The 2,950-nt window shown below is 36.6% G+C and carries 4 protein-coding genes; all 4 read right to left on the reverse strand.

The features are described from left to right. Window positions 1-337 precede the first annotated feature (337 nt). The 4 genes from BLR27_RS18245 to BLR27_RS18850 all read right to left on the reverse strand — a co-directional run bounded on the left by BLR27_RS18245 (window position 338) and on the right by BLR27_RS18850 (window position 2,813). Window positions 338-1,036 (reverse strand): hypothetical protein, encoded by a 699-nt coding sequence (locus BLR27_RS18245; protein ID WP_090707304.1) that lies wholly within the window; start codon window positions 1,034-1,036, stop codon window positions 338-340. Beyond that, window positions 1,017-1,550: a hypothetical protein gene (locus BLR27_RS18250; protein ID WP_090707306.1), complete on the reverse strand. Its 534-nt coding sequence runs from the start codon at window positions 1,548-1,550 to the stop codon at window positions 1,017-1,019. Before BLR27_RS18250 ends, BLR27_RS18245 begins: the two co-directional genes overlap by 20 nt. Before the next feature lie 438 nt (window positions 1,551-1,988). Further along, window positions 1,989-2,468, reverse strand: coding sequence for a helix-turn-helix domain-containing protein (locus tag BLR27_RS18255; RefSeq protein ID WP_090707307.1), 480 nt, complete (start codon window positions 2,466-2,468; stop codon window positions 1,989-1,991). Window positions 2,469-2,678: 210 nt separating this feature from the next. Further along, on the reverse strand, window positions 2,679-2,813 hold the full coding sequence (locus BLR27_RS18850) for a hypothetical protein (RefSeq protein ID WP_262485664.1): 135 nt from the start codon (window positions 2,811-2,813) through the stop codon (window positions 2,679-2,681). Between the last annotated feature and the right edge of the window lie 137 nt (window positions 2,814-2,950).

Genomic DNA, 2,950 nt, shown 5'->3' on the forward strand with positions numbered 1-2,950 from the left:
AAAGAGGGGAAATGTATGTGGAAAACTATAAGAGAGCAGCCTGAAGAAAATCTTTTTTAAATTAAATTTGGAAATAAGTTAAACCTAGAATACGAACACCTGTGCTATATTTTAATTGAAATACACCTTTGATAGGTGGAGAAATCTCAAGCTTAAAGGCAGTAATTAACATTGAAGTGTTATTTTAATACACAATCTTCTTAATGTAAGGCTTTTCGTCATAAGTTAAAACCCGGATATATCTAATGTTTTTTGAATACCCTGATTTGATTTTTTGCAATTCAGACCTATTCAGATTTGCCTTTATCAATGATAAATTAATAGGCTAACTAATTCGTCATATCTTGTTTTTTGATAGGATCATTTGCTTAATTTTTTCTTTTACAATAGGTGCCCGGTCAATAATAATAAGCGGATGAATATGAGCAGAAAGGATTTCATCATAATTACTATTGTTCACTAATTTTAATAGTTCAGATTGCAAGAAAATTTTGATTTCCGGATGCGTATTTTCTACTTCCTCCACAATGCTTGTTCTATTATCAATAATATAAATAATGTCTTCGAAATCATGGCTTGTTCTATAATCTTTTCCTCTACTGTTAAATGCCTCAAATTTTGTAGCCAAATAACAGGGTGCGGGTAATATCTGGATTTCTTCTTCTTTGGCCTTTACCGTCCATAATTTAGCAAAACCCAATTTATACCATTTATTCGAAGGGCCAAGAGGGCCATCTTCTGCCGGCATGATGTCAATAGGAATATCTTTGTATTTATAACTGCAAATAGCATGTCCAAAGGGATCTGGATGAAATCCAAGCAATGATAGTTTTTCCTGAATTTCCGACCAATTAGTCAAATTAACCACATTCAAGGTCATATCAATATCTGCTGTAGGACGAATTTCATCTGCTGCAGGATCATCGGTATACAAACTTACCACAGCGCCACCTACAAAAACCATTTGACTTTTAAAGTCCTTTAAAGCTTTAGCTACCTCTGCTACAACGCCAATGTTAATCGTTCTGTTCTCCATTCAGTATGCGTTTTTTTAATTCCTTAATGGCTAATTCTTTTTCTCTGGATCTTCCTACGCGGACTGCATCTACCAGTGCTAATAACTCATGTAATTTTTCGTCTTGTTTTACTGCCTCCACTACCGATGGATACAATGGCGAAATGCTTTGCCCCCTAAGCTTGCCTGTCCCTGAAGGCCAAACATAGTGTTCCTCACTTTTAATTTGCTGATCCAGCGGATATGCTGAATGTGCAGTAGCTATACCTCTAACTAGTGCGCCCGGTTGTTGAGGGAACACATACCGAATGCCATATTGCAAAAATTCCATCAATGCCAGCCTGCTTACTTTTTTGCCTGAAGAGTCTAATAAACCGGCATATTTTGAACGCATCAACGATTTGCTGATTTCAGACTGACTCATATGTAAAGATTCTGCCAAAGCACTTTGAAACCATGTGCTATTGCCTAAAGCTATAATTTTAAGCAAAATGACAATGTCCTGGGGACTTATTATTTGTTGTTGTACTTTCATTTTAAGAAATATTCCATATTCGAATATGCAATATTATGATATTATTACTTATAAATCAATACTTTATTAATATATATTCTATATTGGAATATGGAATATATGATTTGAGTTGTACCTCTTAAAAGATTTCCTAATAGGTCGTCATCCGATAGCTATCGGATTCGAACACCTGCCCTGCATTTTGGTTTAAAGATACTTTTGATAGGTGGAGAAATCTCAATACTAAGGGTAGTAATTTAAATACAAAGCCAATTCATTGGAACAGATTTCTCCGTCGTGCCTCATCGAATCCGATAGCTATCGGATGATGACAATTAACGTCATTTCGCACACCTGTGCTATATTTAAATTGAAAGACACCTTTGAGAAGTGGAGAAATCTCAAGACTAAAGGCAGGGATATAAATGCAAAGCCAATTCATTGCAACAGATTTCATCCCTATCCCTTCTCAGCACGTAATGTGTCATCATCAAGGTCAAGCTTAGCCTCCTTCACAGTGAAATAATAAAGAAAGAATGCTACAAGAAAGAAGATACAACCAGTAAAAACTATTGCATCTTTGGATTCCAGCTCTGCGCCTGCAGCGGCTCCAAACGTTGAGTCCCAGGCGGCTATTGCCAGTAGGAATCCATAGGCGATCTGTCCTTTATGGCTAATGATGGCTACTGACTCTTTGGTTTTTCCTGAACTGCTATTTACCGCTTCCGCATACCAGCTTGCAGATAATAAATCTTTCGGCTTGACTCCCAGTGTTTCGGCGATTTTATTGATCTGTTGAACCTCCGGTAAATCCCGGCTTCCTTCGATTCTTGAATAAGACGCCTGAGAGATTTTAAGGCCTGAAGCCATGCCTTCCTGGCAAACATTTTTGTAGATCCGAATCATTCGCAGATTCTCTCCGAAATTGAAATTTTTCATGTTGGGGACATTAAGAAATTAATAAATAAATTGATTTTTAAAATGTATCCTTGTTTTATACTATGAATTTAAACATTCAATTATCCTTTTGCAATACCCTCATTTAGAGTCGTTTTCGTCCTCATTTCCTTAATATTGATTCTAAGCCTCCAAACGCATTTTTTAGGCCTGTTTGAATAATTCATTCAGGCATGAATAATCTATTCAAACTCAAATTCTGTTATTCAGGCTGATGAAAATGGCTGTTTTATAATCAGTATTTAACTGGTTTGTTCCGATCGGAATTCCGCAGGTACTGATTCTACCTCTGAATAAATTATTCATCGGTTTGAATAAACTATTCATGCCATGAATAGCTTTTTAGCCAGCCAATAGTCATTTTTGGGAAGTGAATAGCACCCCATGTCGGAACTTGAACGCATCATAGAACTCCTGGAAAAGATACTGCAGAACCAGCAAACGGCTCTCGACAGGTCGGCCTG

Source organism: Daejeonella rubra, from assembly GCF_900103545.1.
In the GTDB taxonomy this organism is placed as follows: domain Bacteria; phylum Bacteroidota; class Bacteroidia; order Sphingobacteriales; family Sphingobacteriaceae; genus Daejeonella; species Daejeonella rubra.

What these genes read in the sequence shown, in the direction of transcription:
- BLR27_RS18245 (WP_090707304.1), bottom strand. Translation starts at nt 1,036, where the DNA reads ATGGAGAACAGAACGATTAACATTGGCGTTGTAGCAGAGGTAGCTAAA.
- BLR27_RS18250 (WP_090707306.1), bottom strand. Translation starts at nt 1,550, where the DNA reads ATGAAAGTACAACAACAAATAATAAGTCCCCAGGACATTGTCATTTTG.
- BLR27_RS18255 (WP_090707307.1), bottom strand. Translation starts at nt 2,468, where the DNA reads ATGAAAAATTTCAATTTCGGAGAGAATCTGCGAATGATTCGGATCTAC.
- BLR27_RS18850 (WP_262485664.1), bottom strand. Translation starts at nt 2,813, where the DNA reads ATGAATAGTTTATTCAAACCGATGAATAATTTATTCAGAGGTAGAATC.